Genomic DNA, 15,686 nt, shown 5'->3' with positions numbered 1-15,686 from the left:
CAACACCCAGTGATGGGGTTGTTCATTTATCAAGGAGAATAATAATGTTTAAGCCTGTTACCCTACTAACTGCCTCAATTCTTGCTGTTACCAGTTTCAACGCTGCCGCTAACTGTGACCCAGGTGAAATGGTCATCAAGTTTAGTCACGTAACCAACACCGATAAGCACCCAAAAGGGATCGCGGCGTCGCTGCTTGAAAAGCGTGTCAATGAAGAGATGAACGGTAAGGCGTGTATGCAAGTGTTTCCTAACTCGACGCTTTACGATGACGACAAAGTGCTTGAGGCTATGTTGAATGGGGACGTACAACTTGCTGCACCTTCACTGTCTAAGTTTGAAAAGTTCACCAAAAAATTCCGTCTGTTCGACCTTCCTTTCCTTTTTGATGATGTAGATGCTGTTGACCGCTTCCAAAACTCTGAGGCGGGTGTGAAGCTTAAAAACGCGATGAACCGACGTGGTATCAGAGGGCTAGAGTTCTGGCACAACGGTATGAAGCAAATCTCAGCCAACAAACCGTTGGTTCACCCTGAAGATGCTAAAGGGTTGAAATTCCGCGTACAGGCTTCCGATGTACTGGTTGCACAGTTTGAGCAATTGGGTGCTAACCCTCAAAAAATGTCATTTGCCGAAGTGTACGGTGGCTTACAAACCAAAGTTATCGATGGTCAGGAAAATACTTGGTCGAATATCTACGGTAAAAAGTTCTTCGAGGTTCAAGATGGTACAACCGAAACTAACCACGGAATATTGGATTATCTAGTGGTTACTTCCACGAAGTGGTGGGACGGACTTCCAGACGACGTACGTGACCAGCTTGCGAGCATTCTTAAAGAGGTCACTCAGACCCGAAATGCGGAATCTAACCGCGTAGAACAACAAAACAAACAGTACGTTATCGAAGCAGGTGGTGTGGTTCGCGAACTGACCCCAGAACAGCGTGAAGAGTGGGTAACCGCGCTTAAACCAGTTTGGAACAAGTTTGAAAAAGACATTGGTTCAGAGTTAATTGAAGCGGCGTTAGCGGCTAACCAAAAATAACTCAACATAATGATAATCGGCTCCCGTTCGTCGGGAGCCAAACTTACCTGATTCGAGCGATGTACCGTTATGGAACACTCATTTTTTTCGAAAGTCGGTCAGTTTACCGACAAGGTTGAAGAAACCTTAATTGCCTTCTTCCTCGGAGCGATGACGATGCTGACATTTGTCAACGTCGTGATGCGTTACTTATTCAATGACAATATTCTTTGGGCGCTTGAAGTTACCGTTTTTCTTTTTGCCTGGATGGTTCTCGTAGGCGCTTCATACGGCGTGAAAAAGCATTTTCACATCGGTGTTGACGTGGTGATTAACTTGTTACCTGAACAGTTTAGAAAAGCTTGTGCTTTGCTTGCCGTGTCATGCTGTTTGACGTTTTCAATACTACTTCTCATTGGTTCATGGAATTACTGGTACCCGTTCGCCACAGAGCGTGCATGGTACGAGACGGATGATATTCCAATGCCAGAGATGTTGCAGTTTATGGCTGACTGGCTCAACGAAGGCGAGCGTTACGAGAAGCTGCCTCGATTTATTCCTTACATGGCACTGCCAATTGGTATGGCGTTACTGACGTTTCGTTTTGCGCAGGCGGCCTATCAAATCTTGACTGGCAAGCTTGACCGTCTGATTTCCAGCCATGAAGGCGAAGAAGAGTTAGAAGCACTAAAAGAAGAGCTCAAAGATGCGGGTGATGCAATGGAACCCATGCCAGGCAAAGACAAAAGCCAAGATAACAATAACAACAAGGAGCGCTAACCGATGGACATTTTATGGCTATTCTTGATGGTGATTGGCTTCATGCTTTTGGGCGTGCCAATCGCTGTATCACTGGGTTTATCCAGTATTTTGTTTTTGATGTGGCATTCAGATGCATCGCTAGCATCGGTTGCACAAACGCTTTTTAATGCATTTGAAGGACACTACACTTTACTTGCTATCCCGTTTTTCATCCTTGCATCCAGTTTTATGTCCACTGGCGGTGTAGCGAAGCGTATCATTCGTTTTGCGATTGCTATGGTCGGCTGGTTCCGGGGTGGTCTTGCTATGGCTTCGGTTGTGGCATGTATGATGTTTGCCGCACTGTCTGGTTCTTCGCCTGCAACCGTCGTCGCGATTGGTAGCATCGTTATTGCTGGTATGATCAAAAACGGCTATTCCAAAGATTTTGCCGCAGGGGTTATCTGTAACGCCGGTACACTCGGTATCCTGATCCCTCCTTCCATCGTAATGGTTGTTTACGCGGCAGCGACAGATGTATCAGTCGGTCGTATGTTCTTAGGTGGCGTAATTCCGGGCTTATTAGCTGGTGTCATGCTGATGATTGCCATCTACATTGCAGCCCGAGTTAAGAACCTGCCGAAACAACCATTTGTGGGCTGGAAAGAAGCGATCGCGGCGGCTAAAGATGCTATCTGGGGATTGATGCTGGTAGTCATTATTCTCGGCGGTATTTACGGCGGGATTTTCACACCGACGGAAGCGGCGGCAGTGGCAGCGGTTTACTCCTTCTTAATTGCTAACTTTGTTTACAAAGACATGGGGCCGTTTGCCGATAAACAGAATACCAAACCTGCCGTTGTGAAAATCCTTCAGAGTTTTGTACACCACGACACAAAACAAACCTTGTTTGAAGCCGGCAAACTGACGATCATGCTGCTGTTTATCATCGCAAATGCATTGATCTTAAAGCATGTACTGACCGAAGAACGTATCCCGCAAATGATCACCGAGTCGATGCTTTCCGCAGGCTTGGGGCCAATTACATTCTTGATCGTGGTGAACATACTACTCTTGATTGGCGGTCAGTTTATGGAACCGTCTGGTTTGCTGATCATTGTCGCTCCACTGGTATTTCCTATCGCCATTGCTTTAGGCATTGATCCAATCCACCTGGGTATCATGATGGTGGTGAACATGGAGATTGGGATGATCACGCCACCAGTCGGGTTGAACCTCTTTGTTACCGCTGGGGTCGCGAAGATGTCAATGATGAGCGTGGTGAAAGCGGCGTTGCCTTGGGTGGCGGTAATGTTCCTGTTCCTCATTATAGTGACGTACATTCCATGGGTTTCAACCTGGTTACCGACGATGTTGATGGGGCCGGAGATAATCACTAAGTAACTTAATTTAAACTCACTAGGGTAAAAAAAGAGGTGTGGCATGTCACACCTCTTCGTCTATTGATTTGTGGTCATGTCTTCTTGGCCGAGAGTTTAATCTCCGCTCATAGCTATGCCACTTTTGCTTGTTCTTCCTGCGATCCTCTCCGGAGCGTCGTTCTTCCTGATAATGTCCGTCGACAACCACCGTGTCCCTAACCACAGGTATTTTTGTTTTCTCATTCATGCTCAGTGCTACCAACCATGGAACTATCAATAGTATGAGATAGGTTGACTAAAGCAACAAATGTGATGTCAGGTTTTATTTATACAGATCTTTATCAATCTGATAGCGTTGCATTTTGTCATACAGTGTTTTACGAGGAACATTCAATTGCGTCATGGTTTGCTTAATACTGCCATTATGTTCGAGTAATGCGCGCTCGATTGCCGCTTTTTCAAATTCGGCTACTTGCTCTGCCAAGCTAGAAGAAGGAACTTGAGTCGGGCTTGTATCTCCGAGTTGAATCAATTTCCCAAGTAGCACAAAGCGCTCTGCTGCATTTCTCAGCTCTCGCACATTGCCCGGCCAGTCATGCGCCATCAATGTCGCTAGATCCTGAGACGACAAGCTCGGAGAGCTTTTTCCGTATCGAGAGGCCGCCACGAGCAAAAAGTGATGGAAGAGAGCAGGGATGTCCTCTTTTCGCAGCCGCAGAGGGGGTAAATCCAGCGTGACCACATTCAGTCGATAGTAGAGATCTTGGCGAAATGTTCCTTCTTCAGCGGCACGTTTTAAATCCACTTTGGTCGCCGCTATTACACGAATATCAAGGGGAAGGAGTTCGTTTGAGCCGACTCGCTCAATAACCCGCTCCTGAAGAACACGCAGTAAGCGAATCTGTGCTTGAATGGGCATGGATTCGATTTCATCCAGGAATAACGTCCCGCCTTGAGCGAATTCGAACTTACCAATACGGCGACGTTCTGCGCCAGTAAATGCGCCTTTTTCATGGCCGTAGAGCTCACTTTCAATTAAGTTTTCCGGCACCGCACCGCAGTTTACGGCGACAAAGTTGTGATTTCTGCGCAAGCTTTGTTCATGTAATGAGCGAGCGACAAGCTCTTTACCTGTACCTGTCTCTCCGAACAACAAAATATCGGCATCCGTATCGGCAATGTGAGAAATCGTATCACGCAGCATCTGGATACTGACCGTTTCGCCGATAATTCGCGGGCCGAGAGCCTGACTGGCTTTGAGTGATTGTCGTAATTTCTCGTTTTCAGTCGTAAGCTGACGCTTTTCGATCGCGCGCTTGACGGTTTCAACCAACTGTTCGGGAGAAAATGGTTTTTCAATAAAGTCGTAGGCGCCTTGATGTAACGCATTCACCGCCATTGAGATGTCGCCGTGACCAGTAATCATGATCACCGGCAGGTTGCTGTCTCTTTGCACCAGAGTATTAAGTAGATTCATTCCTGATATGCCCGGTAAACAGATATCAGTTATGACAACACCCGGTTCATCGCCTTTTTTCATCGCTAACAGGGCGGACTCTGCGTCGGGGAAAAACTGCGCGTCGATATCGGCCAGTTCGAACGTCTGTTCTATTGCTAGCCTGAGATCCGCTTCATCATCAATAAAAAATACCTGACACATAATTATTCCTCTGAACCTTTTTCGGCGTGTACTGCAACAATAGGCAAACAAACTGAGAACCGAGCGCCGCCCTGCGCTTGATTGTGAGCACTTAATTGGCCGTTCATTCCACTCAATATTTGCTGTGAGATGGACAGTCCCAAACCGAGGCCATTTTTTTTGGTAGTTAAAAATGGCTCACAAAGTTCGGTGAGGGAACGTTGTCCGATACCCGGTCCATTATCATCGATATGAACCATGACGTTATGACGACTCTGGTCATGTTCTATCGAAAGCCAGACCTGTCTATTCTCTTGATCTTTGACCGCTTCAATCGCGTTACTCAGCAGGTTGACTAGGACTTGTTCCAGCTGAATCGTGTTGATAAAAACCTCCGCATCCAGTGCCGCTAGTTCTGCCGTCAAGTTTACGCGGGCTGACTTGAAAGCGGGCTTCATTAACTCCTTAGCAGAGGCGACGACTGGCAACAGTCGGGTTTTGGTTAGCTCAGTGCCACTGGTTTTCTTGGCAAATGAGCGCAGTTGTTGGCTGATATTAGCCATGCGATCAGTGAGCGCTGAAATACGGCTTAAATTGTCTTCGACCCGATCAAACTTTTCTTTTTGTAAGAATAGCTTACCGTTTTCCGCGAAACTGCGAATTGCCGCGAGGGGATTATTCAGCTCATGGCTAATACTTGCGGACATTTGACCCAGTACAGCCAGTTTTGCTGCCTGTACCAATTCATCCTGAGTGACACGCAGGGTCTGCTCTGTTTCTGTTCGCTGGGCAATCTCTGCCTGTAATTCCGCGGTTCGAGCCATCACTTGATATTCCAGTTTTTGATTGGCTTCTTGCTGAATCAGCTCGAGTTGTAAATGGCGTTGCTGACGGTGGTAAATCAACTGGCCAATAAGGAAGAGAATGGTAAAAATGAGAGTGAGTACCAGCAGGTAACCTAAGGTTATCCAAACGATAGATTGCTTGGGCGACAATACCCTCATGGTCAGTTTTATCTCGGGAAGATCGAGAGAAGAAACCACCAGAGTTCCTTTATTGTAAGGGTAGCCTTGTTTTAATTCGGTAACGGACAGGCTCAGGTCGCCGACGAAATTTAAATCACGAATTTTAGTTTCAAGATATTGGCGGCTGGCCCAAACTTGTTTTTTCTCAGCGTCACTAAGCGGTTGTAGGCTTTTGAGCAACCAATCATTTCTACTGCTCATAAACACAATTCCGTTAGGGTCATTGGCGACAAATACGCTATCTGGTTGCTGCCAGTTGTCTTCGATTTTACTCAAATCCATTTTTACGACCACTACGCCAATCACGCCACCTGCGTAAACTATAGGAGAAGAGTAGTAGTAACCCCGCTTACCAGACGTTGACCCCAGCGCGTAGTATTGGCTCTGCTCACCGATGATGGCTTGTTTGAAATAGGGACGGAATGCGAAGTTACGCCCAATGAACGAGCGTTTATCACGCCAGTTACTGGCCGCAACAGTGGTTCCCCATTGATCAATGAGATAAGTGTCGGAAGCGGCGATGACTTGATTTACTGATTCCAGATAGCGATTCGTTACTTCAAGTTGGGCGCTATTTTTCGGGTGCAGCAATGCCTCAAACAGAGGTGCATCTTTTGCCAGTAGGTTAGGAATATGAGCGTACTTATCCAGTTTATTCTTAATATGGCTAGAAAACTGTTCAAGCTGAGACTGGTGTTTATCCAGTAGCGATTGATAACTGTTTTTCCACACCCAGTGGCCACCAACAAACGCACACAGGAAATATAAGGCGAAAAAAATCAGTAGAATACGGTTTCGTTGTGACATCCCTTTGTTCCTGACTTTGCTACATCTTCGTAATTAAGAAATGTTAATGGCTTGTAGGATAGATTGGGGATTTAGTTGCCAAGTCTGTGGAGTAAAACAAGAGCAAGATCTCTTTTTACGCTTTTCAATAAAAAAAGCGGTCGATTCCCTTGAAAAAGTCGCTATTGTCCCCATTCTAGATATGCCGATGTTTCTGATGCGGGTGTTTTATCGCATTTTTTACAAAAAATGAGGCAACATTCGAGAATTTAGTGCAGACAATGTCCACATAGTGGCTATTGGCTCGACAGGGTAGTAACAGATCGCTAGAATGTCGCGTCTAAAAATCTGTCTTGAGGCTAATAGGAGATACCTTTGGTGATGACACTGAAGATATCACTGATTAGTCCGGTACTGATGAACAGTATCGATACTCGATTTAAATTAGGTGCTCGGACAGAACACAACACAAGGATGAAGCGTCAACTCAGGTGAGTTACGCTCATAAGCTCGGAAAACCGAGCCACTTTAGAGGTTTATATATAATGCAAGTTACTGTTGAAACGCTAGAGGGCCTAGAGCGCCGTCTAAACATTACTGTTCCAGCTGCAAACATCGAAGACGCTGTAACAGCTGAACTACGCAACATCGCTAAAAACCGTCGTTTCGATGGTTTCCGTAAGGGTAAAGTGCCTCTAAAAATGGTTGCTCAGATGTACGGCAAAGCAGTACGTCAAGACGTTCTTGGTGAAGTTATGCAACGTCACTTCATCGAAGCGATCGTAAAAGAGAAAGTTAACCCAGCTGGCGCGCCAACTTTCGCTCCTGTAGAAAACAAAGAAGGTGCAGACCTAGTTTTCACAGCAACTTTTGAAGTTTACCCAGAAGTTGAACTTAAAGGCCTAGAAAACATTGCTGTTGAGAAGCCTCTAACTGAAGTTAAAGATGCAGACGTAGAAGAGATGATCGATACTCTTCGTAAGCAGCAAGCAACTTGGACTGAAGTTGAAGAAGCAGCAGAAGAAGGCAAGCGTGTAAGCATCGACTTCGTTGGTTCCATCGACGGTGAAGAATTCGAAGGTGGTAAAGCTGAGAACTTCCCACTAGAAATGGGTGCTGGTCGCATGATCCCAGGTTTCGAAGACGGTATCGCAGGTAAGACTGCTGGTATGGAATTCGACATCGACGTGACTTTCCCAGAAGACTACCACGCTGAAAACCTAAAAGGTAAAGCAGCGAAGTTCGCTATCAAAGTGAACAAAGTTGAAGCACGTGAACTTCCAGAGCTTAACGACGAATTCGTTTCTAAGTTCGGTGTTGCTGAAGGCGGTGTAGAAGCGCTTAAAGCTGAAGTTCGTAAGAACATGGAACGCGAACTTAAGCAAGCTGTTAAGAACCGCATCAAAGAGCAAGCTCTTGACGGTCTAGTTGAGCAAAACGACATCGACGTACCTGCTGCACTTATCGACCAAGAAATTCAAGTTCTACGCCAGCAAGCTGCACAACGCTTCGGTGGCAACCCAGAAGCAGCTGCACAGCTTCCACGTGAACTGTTCGAAGAGCAAGCTAAACGTCGCGTAGTTGTAGGTCTTCTACTTGGTGAAGTAATCAAGTCTGAAGAGCTAAAAGCGGACGACGAAAAAGTTAAAGCGCTAATCGAAGAAATGGCGACGGCATACGAAGACCCATCAGAAGTTATTGCTTACTACGAGCAAAACGAAGAAATGATGAACAACATGCGTAACGTAGCTCTAGAAGAGCAAGCAATCGACGCGATCATCGCTAAAGCACAAGTTTCTGAGAAAGAAGTAGGCTTCAACGAGCTACTTAACCAGCAACAACCTGCTTAATAAGCATTATCTTGCGTAGAAGGTTGACTTCACGTTAACTATTCTGCTAACAATGGTCCGTATGATACTCATCATCCGGGCCATTTATTTTAGGGACATAAGAATATGAGCTACCAAGAAAAAAATGCAATGTCGCCAATTATGGACGCACTAGTACCAATGGTGGTTGAACAAACTTCCCGAGGCGAACGTTCTTACGACATCTATTCTCGATTACTTAAAGAGCGTGTGATTTTTTTAACGGGTCAAGTGGAAGACCACATGGCAAACCTTGTCGTGGCTCAACTACTTTTCCTAGAATCTGAAAATCCAGATAAAGATATTTTCCTATACATTAACTCTCCAGGCGGCAGTGTAACAGCGGGTATGTCTATTTACGACACGATGCAGTTTATTAAACCAAATGTAAGTACTGTATGTATGGGGCAAGCTGCTTCAATGGGAGCATTTTTACTCGCTGGCGGGGCACCAGGTAAGCGTTACGCGCTACCTAATTCGCGCGTGATGATTCACCAACCACTGGGTGGTTTCCAGGGGCAGGCTTCTGATATTCAAATTCACGCACAAGAAATCTTATCAATTAAGAACAAGCTGAATCGCTTGTTAGCTGAGCATACTGGCCAGCCACTTGAAATTATTGAGCGCGATACTGACCGTGACAACTTTATGTCAGCGGAACAGTCTGTAGAATACGGTTTGGTGGATGCAGTGTTAAGCCATCGCGGCGAGTAATTTGCCAGCGCATTTTGGCAAAAATTGATATACACTCATTCATGAAGAGTAAAGGCTAAGAGGTTAGCGAATGACAGATAAAAGCAAAGAAAGTGGCAGCGGTAAATTGCTGTACTGTTCTTTCTGCGGCAAAAGTCAGCACGAAGTTCGCAAGCTAATCGCAGGTCCGTCAGTGTACATTTGCGACGAGTGTGTCGACTTATGTAACGATATAATTCGCGAAGAAATTAAGGATGTTCTCCCTAAGAAAGAATCTGAAGCGTTACCAACGCCAAAGCAGATCCGCGAACACCTTGACGACTATGTGATCGGGCAAGATTACGCGAAAAAAGTGCTTGCAGTTGCGGTATATAACCACTACAAGCGTTTACGCAATGGTGATACAACGAGCGAAGGTGTAGAGCTTGGTAAGAGTAATATCCTTCTAATTGGTCCTACAGGTAGTGGTAAAACACTACTTGCGGAGACACTAGCTCGATTCTTGGATGTGCCATTTACAATGGCTGACGCGACTACACTAACCGAAGCTGGTTACGTGGGTGAAGACGTAGAAAACATCATCCAAAAGCTTCTGCAAAAATGTGATTACGATGTCGCTAAGGCTGAACGTGGCATCGTATACATTGATGAAATTGATAAAATTTCACGCAAAGCTGAAAACCCATCCATTACGCGTGACGTATCTGGTGAAGGTGTTCAGCAGGCACTGTTAAAACTTATCGAAGGCACGGTTGCTTCTGTTCCACCTCAAGGTGGTCGTAAGCATCCTCAGCAAGAATTCCTACAAGTGGACACGTCTAAGATCTTGTTCATCTGTGGTGGTGCATTTGCAGGCTTGGATAAAGTTATCGAACAGCGTGTAGCAACAGGTACTGGTATCGGTTTTGGTGCGGAAGTTCGTTCTAAGAATGAAACCAAAACAGTCGGTGAGCTATTTACTCAGGTTGAACCTGAAGATTTAGTGAAATACGGTCTGATTCCTGAGTTCATTGGCCGTCTGCCTGTGACAACAACGTTGACTGAGCTGGATGAAGAAGCACTGATTCAGATTCTATGTGAACCGAAGAACGCACTGACTAAGCAGTACGCAGCGTTGTTTGAGCTAGAAAATGCAGAGCTTGAGTTCCGCGAAGATGCACTACGCGCGATTGCTAAGAAAGCGATGGAGCGTAAAACAGGTGCTCGTGGTCTACGTTCAATTCTGGAAGGTGTTCTGCTTGAAACCATGTACGAGCTACCATCTGCAACAGATGTGAGCAAAGTAGTTATTGATGAATCCGTCATCAATGGTGAGTCAGAACCGCTGCTAATTTACAGCAACGCCGATAATCAGGCTGCTGGAGCAGAGTAAATCAAGCCATGAATAAAAAGGAGGTAAGTAATTACCTCCTTTTTTTATTTCTCTTATTGAATCCAAACAATTAGCCCCCATATACTGCCTTAAGTAATAGGTTAAATATGAAAGCGGAAGAGAGAATTATATGAACTTGGAACGTTCCGAGAGTATCGAGATCCCGGTACTACCTCTACGTGACGTAGTGGTCTACCCGCACATGGTCATTCCATTGTTTGTTGGTCGTGAAAAGTCGATTAGCTGTCTAGAGACGGCGATGGAAACCAACAAACAAGTTCTGCTTGTGGCACAAAAGCAAGCGGATACCGATGAGCCAACGGTTGACGACCTATTCGACGTAGGTACGGTAGCCACCATTCTTCAGCTTTTGAAGCTTCCTGATGGCACAGTAAAAGTACTGGTTGAAGGTCAGCAACGTGCGAAGATTAATCACTTTAAAGAGAGCGATTTTTTCTTAGCTGAGGCAGAGTTCATCGTGACACCTGAGCTGGACGAGCGCGAGCAAGAAGTCATTGTTCGTAGTGCGATCAACCAGTTCGAAGGCTTTATCAAACTAAACAAAAAGATCCCGCCAGAAGTACTGACTTCGTTAAATGGGATTGATGAAGCTGCGCGCTTAGCAGATACGATCGCTGCTCATATGCCACTAAAGCTGGTAGACAAGCAACAAGTGCTTGAGATTATCGATGTTACTGAGCGTTTGGAGTTCCTTATGGGCCAAATGGAATCAGAGATCGATCTGCTACAAGTTGAAAAACGCATCCGTGGCCGTGTTAAAAAGCAAATGGAGAAGTCTCAGCGTGAGTACTATCTGAATGAGCAAATGAAAGCGATTCAGAAAGAGCTAGGTGAGATGGAAGATGCACCGGATGAGTTCGAAACGCTGCAGAATAAAATCGAAGAATCAAAGATGCCTCAAGAGGCGCGCGAAAAGACAGAGCAAGAGCTGCAAAAGCTTAAGATGATGTCTCCAATGTCTGCAGAAGCGACAGTGGTGCGTAGCTACATCGATTGGATGGTAAGTGTTCCTTGGGCTAAGCGTTCTAAAGTGAAGAAGAACCTGGCTAAGGCGGAAGAGATTCTGAACGAAGACCATTACGGTCTGGAACGTGTTAAAGAGCGCATCCTAGAATACTTGGCAGTACAAAACCGTATCAACAAACTGAAAGGTCCGATCCTTTGTCTTGTTGGTCCTCCAGGTGTGGGTAAAACGTCTCTTGGCCGTTCGATTGCCTCTGCTACTGGCCGTAAGTACGTTCGTATGGCGCTTGGCGGCGTGCGTGATGAAGCTGAGATCCGTGGTCACCGTCGTACCTACATCGGTTCACTACCGGGTAAGCTTATCCAGAAAATGTCTAAAGTTGGGGTTAAAAACCCGCTATTCCTTCTTGATGAGATCGACAAAATGTCGTCCGACATGCGTGGCGACCCAGCATCTGCACTGCTAGAAGTACTGGATCCAGAGCAAAACAACTCGTTCAACGATCACTACCTGGAAGTGGATTACGATCTCTCTGACGTGATGTTCGTAGCAACGTCTAACTCAATGAATATTCCTGGTCCGCTTCTTGACCGTATGGAAGTTATTCGTCTTTCTGGTTACACAGAAGATGAGAAACTTAACATCGCTAAGCGCCATTTGGTCGATAAACAATTGCAACGTAATGGTTTGAAACCAAACGAGATTGTTATCGAAGACTCGGCGATTGTCGGCATTATTCGTTACTACACTCGCGAAGCTGGTGTACGTAGTCTAGAGCGTGAAATTTCTAAGATCTGCCGTAAAGCGGTGAAGAATATCCTGCTGGACAAAGACATCAAGTCAGTCACTGTTTCGATGGACAATCTGAAAGAATACCTGGGTGTTCAGCGTTTTGACTATGGTAAGGCTGATGAAAGCAACCGCATTGGTCAGGTAACTGGTTTGGCTTGGACTGAAGTCGGTGGCGATCTGCTAACGATTGAAACTCAGTCTATGCCGGGTAAAGGTAAACTGACGCAAACTGGTTCACTTGGCGATGTCATGCAAGAATCTATTCAGGCAGCAATGACAGTCGTTCGTTCTCGTGCGGAAAAACTGGGCATCAACACCGATTTCTACGAGAAGAAAGATATCCATGTTCACGTGCCTGAAGGTGCGACACCAAAAGATGGTCCAAGTGCCGGTACGGCAATGTGTACTGCTCTGGTATCTGCGTTAACAGGCAACCCAGTGAAAGCTGAAGTAGCGATGACGGGTGAAATTACGTTACGTGGTGAAGTTCTGCCTATCGGCGGTCTAAAAGAAAAATTACTTGCGGCACATCGTGGCGGTATTAAAACGGTACTGATTCCAAAAGATAACGAACGTGATTTGGAAGAGATTCCAGAGAATGTTATCGCAGATCTGACAGTTATCCCGGTTCAGTGGATTGATGAAGTACTGAAAGTTGCACTCGAGCGAGACCCGACAGGCGTTGAGTTTGAAACTAAAAAATAGTGATGTGCAGCAAAAATAAGTAAAAGTTTACGCTGATGAGCTTAAAAAGGCTTGTCAGCGTTTTTTTTGGAAGCTAAGTTAGTTTTGATAGCTCTCAGCCCTTTATGGATAAGGGGTGAGGCATATTTATTAATTATGGAACGAAACGTCATCACAAAAATAATCACAGATGGCACAAAGGGGAAATTACAGTGAATAAAACTCAGTTAGTTGAACAAATCGCAGAAAATGCAGATATTTCTAAAGCGTCAGCGGGTCGTGCATTAGACGCATTCATTGAAGCAGTAAGTGGTACGCTGCAAACGGGCGACCAAGTTGCTCTAGTTGGCTTCGGTACTTTCAGTGTTCGTACTCGTGCTGCACGTACAGGTCGCAATCCAAAGACTGGTGAAGAAATCCAAATCGCAGAAGCAAAAGTACCAGCATTCAAAGCTGGTAAAGCATTAAAAGATTCAGTGAACTAATCATAGAGCTTTGACTCTATAAAAGGCTATTTGAATAACTTTTGCTCAAACAATTCGTTTCGAACAAAAATTTACAAACTTCGGGCCGAACTTTCTTAAATTATGCGCATCATACTGATGCGCATTTCTTTTTCTGGTACTATTGCGGCATTATTTCTATTAGATAGAAGCAGTAGGCTTCAATTGTGGAGAGCAATTAAATTATGATGGATCGACTACGCGAAGGCGTGAATAGCATCGCGGTCAAAATTATCCTTGGGCTTATCATCCTGTCTTTCGTATTCGCGGGTGTAGGCAGCTACATTGTTGGCGGCAGTAACAATTCAGCGGCGAAAGTGGGTAACACGGATATCCCTCGTGGCGAATTCGAGATGGCTTACCAAAATGAGCGTAATCGTATGCAAGCTCAGTTGGGTGACTACTTCTCTCAAATGCTGGCAGATCCTGCATACGTTGAATCTTTCCGCAAATCGGTTCTTGACCGTATGATCAATGATGTGTTGCTTGATCAGCAAGCAGAAGCACTTGGTCTTCGTATCAGCGATGAGCAGGTTCGTAGCATGATTCTGGAAATGCCTCAGTTCCAGTCAAACGGCCAATTCGATCAGGAAATCTACCAAGCGTCTTTACGTCGCGCAGGTTTCTCTCCAGATACTTTTGCAGAATACATGCGTCGTGAGTTAGTTCGTGAGCAGTTGCTTAATGCTCTACAAACCAGTGAGTTCACACTGCCAGGTGAAGTCCAGGTACAAGGTAAGCTTTTCACTCAAACTCGTGATATTCGCACGATTACTATCGATTCCGAAGAGTTTGCGAAAAACGTAGAGTTAACGGACGAAGAAATTCAAGAATACTACAAAGCCAACCAAGATAACTTTACTCGACCTGAGCAAGCTAAAGTAGCTTATGTTGAACTGTCTGCTGAAACTCTGAAAAAACAGATTGAAGTATCTGATGAAGAAGCACAGCAGTACTATGACGAGCATCTTGATAAGTACTCTTCAGAAGAGCAGCGTCGTGTCGCGCATATTCTTGTAGAAGGTGGTGATGAAGCAAAAGCTCAGGCAATTCTAGAAGAACTGAACAGCGGCGCTGATTTTGCAAAACTTGCAGAAGAAAAATCTGAAGATTTTGGCAGCGCTGAAAATGGCGGTGATCTAGGTTGGATTGAGCGTGATGTTATGGATCCAGCTTTCGAGGAAGCGGCTTTCGCACTTGAGAAGGCTGGTGATGTATCAGGGCTGGTGAAGTCTGATTTTGGTTACCACATTATCAAGCTTGAAGAGCTGAAAGACTCAGTTGCAAAACCATTTGCTGACGTGGCGGCAGAGATCAAACAAGAATTGGTTGATCAAAAAGCAATCGACAAATTCTATGAGCTACAGAATGAGCTAGAGCGAGTGGCATTTGAATTCCCAGACTCACTCATCGATGCTTCAGAAGCCGTTGATCAAGAAGTGAAGACGACAGATTTTGTCTCTCAAGAGGACGCGCCTGAAGTGCTTCGTAACCCTGAAGTAATGCAAGCTATTTTAAGTCCAGAAGTAAAAGAAGATGGGCTTAACTCGGAAGCGATCGAAGTGGCACCTGAACATATTATCGTTGTTCGTGTCGAAGACTCTCGCCCAGAGACTGTTCTTCCTCTTGAAGAGGTAAAAGAACAAGTGGTGACTGAACTTTCACGTGTTAAAGGTGAGCAAGGCGCACTAGAGCTTGGTACAAAAGTTGTTGCAGCTCTGAAAGAAGGCAAAACGGAAGTTCTTGCGGAAAACAACTTAGCATTCGGTGATAAAGAAACTGTCGATCGTCGCTCTGCGTATGCACAGACTGTATTTGCGATGGCAAAACCAGCTGAAGGTAAACCTGTGTACGCGCAATCGAAAGATCTAGAAGGCAATGTTGTTGTGATCGAACTTGATGCGGTTATCTCTGAGCTAGACAGCTCTTTAGAAGAGCAAGTCGCGATGCAGATGGCCCGTTCATCTTCGCAACAGGATTTATCTTCTGTTCTGGCTGTTCTTCGAGCTAATACTGACATTGAGTACTTTGTTGTGAGCAACTAAGCACTAATCGTGTAATTTGTATGTCAACTTAAACGGGTCGCGTAAGCGGCCCGTTTTATTTTCTGCACAACAAACTTCAATCAATAGAGAGCTTTACCTACATTAGTGCTGATGTTTTTACCAGCAAGAACGATGAAACTATTGCTGAA

The 15,686-nt window shown here is 45.3% G+C and carries 13 protein-coding genes; 10 read left to right on the top strand and 3 right to left on the bottom strand.

All coding sequences use genetic code 11. The features are described from left to right. Positions 1-44 precede the first annotated feature (44 nt). From OO774_RS11220 to OO774_RS11210, 3 genes are all read left to right on the top strand, one after another. Positions 45-1,043 carry a TRAP transporter substrate-binding protein gene (locus tag OO774_RS11220; RefSeq protein WP_264902493.1) on the top strand — a complete coding sequence of 333 codons (999 nt, stop codon included), beginning with the start codon at positions 45-47 and terminating at the stop codon, positions 1,041-1,043. A gap of 69 nt (positions 1,044-1,112) precedes the next feature. Then, positions 1,113-1,802 carry a TRAP transporter small permease gene (locus OO774_RS11215; RefSeq protein ID WP_264902492.1) on the top strand — a complete coding sequence of 230 codons (690 nt, stop codon included), beginning with the start codon at positions 1,113-1,115 and terminating at the stop codon, positions 1,800-1,802. 3 nt (positions 1,803-1,805) lie between these two features. Continuing rightward, complete coding sequence (locus OO774_RS11210) at positions 1,806-3,167, top strand: TRAP transporter large permease (RefSeq protein WP_264902490.1); 1,362 nt, start codon at positions 1,806-1,808, stop codon at positions 3,165-3,167. A 42-nt stretch (positions 3,168-3,209) separates the two neighbouring features. Here the strand turns inward: OO774_RS11210 and OO774_RS11205 are convergent, their stop codons facing one another. From OO774_RS11205 to OO774_RS11195, 3 genes are all read right to left on the bottom strand, one after another. After that, a complete protein-coding gene (locus OO774_RS11205; protein WP_264902488.1) occupies positions 3,210-3,392 on the bottom strand; it encodes a hypothetical protein in 183 nt (60 codons plus the stop codon). 75 nt (positions 3,393-3,467) lie between these two features. Beyond that, positions 3,468-4,805 (bottom strand): sigma-54 dependent transcriptional regulator, encoded by a 1,338-nt coding sequence (locus OO774_RS11200; protein ID WP_264902486.1) that lies wholly within the window; start codon positions 4,803-4,805, stop codon positions 3,468-3,470. A 2-nt stretch (positions 4,806-4,807) separates the two neighbouring features. After that, entirely contained in the window at positions 4,808-6,616 is a 1,809-nt protein-coding gene (locus OO774_RS11195) for an ATP-binding protein (RefSeq protein WP_264902484.1), read from the bottom strand. 46 nt (positions 6,617-6,662) lie between these two features. Between OO774_RS11195 and OO774_RS11190 the strand changes: the two genes are divergently transcribed. From OO774_RS11190 to ppiD, 7 genes are all read left to right on the top strand, one after another. Then, entirely contained in the window at positions 6,663-6,848 is a 186-nt protein-coding gene (locus OO774_RS11190) for a hypothetical protein (protein ID WP_176291170.1), read from the top strand. Between the two features lie 292 nt (positions 6,849-7,140). Further along, positions 7,141-8,445 (top strand): trigger factor, encoded by a 1,305-nt coding sequence (tig, locus tag OO774_RS11185; protein ID WP_264902482.1) that lies wholly within the window; start codon positions 7,141-7,143, stop codon positions 8,443-8,445. Between the two features lie 105 nt (positions 8,446-8,550). Further along, a complete protein-coding gene (gene clpP, locus OO774_RS11180) occupies positions 8,551-9,177 on the top strand; it encodes an ATP-dependent Clp endopeptidase proteolytic subunit ClpP (RefSeq protein WP_264902481.1) in 627 nt (208 codons plus the stop codon). A 70-nt stretch (positions 9,178-9,247) separates the two neighbouring features. Then, a complete protein-coding gene (gene clpX, locus OO774_RS11175; protein ID WP_014231221.1) occupies positions 9,248-10,528 on the top strand; it encodes an ATP-dependent protease ATP-binding subunit ClpX in 1,281 nt (426 codons plus the stop codon). Positions 10,529-10,658: 130 nt separating this feature from the next. Beyond that, a complete protein-coding gene (gene lon / locus OO774_RS11170; protein WP_264902479.1) occupies positions 10,659-13,010 on the top strand; it encodes an endopeptidase La in 2,352 nt (783 codons plus the stop codon). 191 nt (positions 13,011-13,201) lie between these two features. Beyond that, positions 13,202-13,474 carry an HU family DNA-binding protein gene (locus tag OO774_RS11165; protein ID WP_264902477.1) on the top strand — a complete coding sequence of 91 codons (273 nt, stop codon included), beginning with the start codon at positions 13,202-13,204 and terminating at the stop codon, positions 13,472-13,474. Between the two features lie 203 nt (positions 13,475-13,677). Next, a complete protein-coding gene (ppiD, locus tag OO774_RS11160; RefSeq protein ID WP_264902475.1) occupies positions 13,678-15,537 on the top strand; it encodes a peptidylprolyl isomerase in 1,860 nt (619 codons plus the stop codon). The last annotated feature ends 149 nt before the right edge of the window (positions 15,538-15,686 follow it).

The sequence above is a fragment of the Vibrio sp. STUT-A11 genome, assembly GCF_026000435.1.
Lineage (GTDB): Bacteria > Pseudomonadota > Gammaproteobacteria > Enterobacterales > Vibrionaceae > Vibrio.
The sequence above is the reverse complement of the archived record's forward strand: the minus strand, read 5'-3'. Positions and strand labels throughout refer to the sequence as shown.

What these genes read in the sequence shown, in the direction of transcription:
- lon (WP_264902479.1), top strand. Translation starts at nt 10,659, where the DNA reads ATGAACTTGGAACGTTCCGAGAGTATCGAGATCCCGGTACTACCTCTA.
- ppiD (WP_264902475.1), top strand. Translation starts at nt 13,678, where the DNA reads ATGATGGATCGACTACGCGAAGGCGTGAATAGCATCGCGGTCAAAATT.
- OO774_RS11195 (WP_264902484.1), bottom strand. Translation starts at nt 6,616, where the DNA reads ATGTCACAACGAAACCGTATTCTACTGATTTTTTTCGCCTTATATTTC.
- OO774_RS11215 (WP_264902492.1), top strand. Translation starts at nt 1,113, where the DNA reads ATGGAACACTCATTTTTTTCGAAAGTCGGTCAGTTTACCGACAAGGTT.
- OO774_RS11190 (WP_176291170.1), top strand. Translation starts at nt 6,663, where the DNA reads ATGGCTTGTAGGATAGATTGGGGATTTAGTTGCCAAGTCTGTGGAGTA.
- clpP (WP_264902481.1), top strand. Translation starts at nt 8,551, where the DNA reads ATGAGCTACCAAGAAAAAAATGCAATGTCGCCAATTATGGACGCACTA.
- tig (WP_264902482.1), top strand. Translation starts at nt 7,141, where the DNA reads ATGCAAGTTACTGTTGAAACGCTAGAGGGCCTAGAGCGCCGTCTAAAC.
- clpX (WP_014231221.1), top strand. Translation starts at nt 9,248, where the DNA reads ATGACAGATAAAAGCAAAGAAAGTGGCAGCGGTAAATTGCTGTACTGT.
- OO774_RS11205 (WP_264902488.1), bottom strand. Translation starts at nt 3,392, where the DNA reads ATGAATGAGAAAACAAAAATACCTGTGGTTAGGGACACGGTGGTTGTC.
- OO774_RS11220 (WP_264902493.1), top strand. Translation starts at nt 45, where the DNA reads ATGTTTAAGCCTGTTACCCTACTAACTGCCTCAATTCTTGCTGTTACC.
- OO774_RS11210 (WP_264902490.1), top strand. Translation starts at nt 1,806, where the DNA reads ATGGACATTTTATGGCTATTCTTGATGGTGATTGGCTTCATGCTTTTG.
- OO774_RS11200 (WP_264902486.1), bottom strand. Translation starts at nt 4,805, where the DNA reads ATGTGTCAGGTATTTTTTATTGATGATGAAGCGGATCTCAGGCTAGCA.